This is a genomic window from Actinokineospora fastidiosa (genome assembly GCF_014648415.1).
Lineage (GTDB): Bacteria > Actinomycetota > Actinomycetes > Mycobacteriales > Pseudonocardiaceae > Actinokineospora > Actinokineospora fastidiosa.
The window spans coordinates 1-533 of record NZ_BMRB01000027.1; the positions used below are offsets into that span (position 1 = coordinate 1).

The 533-nt window shown below is 61.4% G+C and carries 1 protein-coding gene; it reads left to right on the plus strand.

Features of this window, described 5'->3' with window-relative positions:
- Positions 1–126: 126 nt before the first annotated feature.
- A partial coding sequence (locus IEY98_RS33565; RefSeq protein WP_229787873.1) for a hypothetical protein occupies positions 127–533 on the plus strand: 407 nt, incomplete at its 3' end.

Sequence of the window (533 nt, forward strand, 5' to 3'; positions counted from 1 at the left end):
AACAGTTTCAACCAGCAATCCAGCAGCAACAATTTCCAGGCTGGTGGGTTCGGCGCCGGCGGCAGCAGCTTCTCGTCCAGCCAGCAGAGCTCGAGCGTCTCGTCGGTCAGCTCCAGCTTCCAAAGCTTGAACGGGCTCATCGGCGGCTTCCAGTCTCAGCTCGCGGCCGGCCAGCTCACTCGCGACATCGCGTTCCAGCGATGCCAGCAACTCGCCCGGTCCTTCCAGGCCGTCCTGAGCCAAGCCAACAACTGCGGCACCTGCTTCAAAAGCTCGGGCCAATTCGGTAGCATCGCCTCGAGCACCTTTAGCCAATTCACCAACTTTGTGAGCTCGCTGCAGACCAGCTTTGGCGGAGATGCCTTGAGCCAAATCGCGTCTCCCTTGGCGTCGCTCAGCTCGTCGTTCCAGCAGTTCTACCAACGGACCTCGGCCTCTTCGGCTGTCAGCTCCACCAGCATCTTCCCCCAGGACTTCGCCTCGGTCATGCAGCCCATCATGCCCTCGCTCGGTCCAGTCTTCCAACAGTCGGC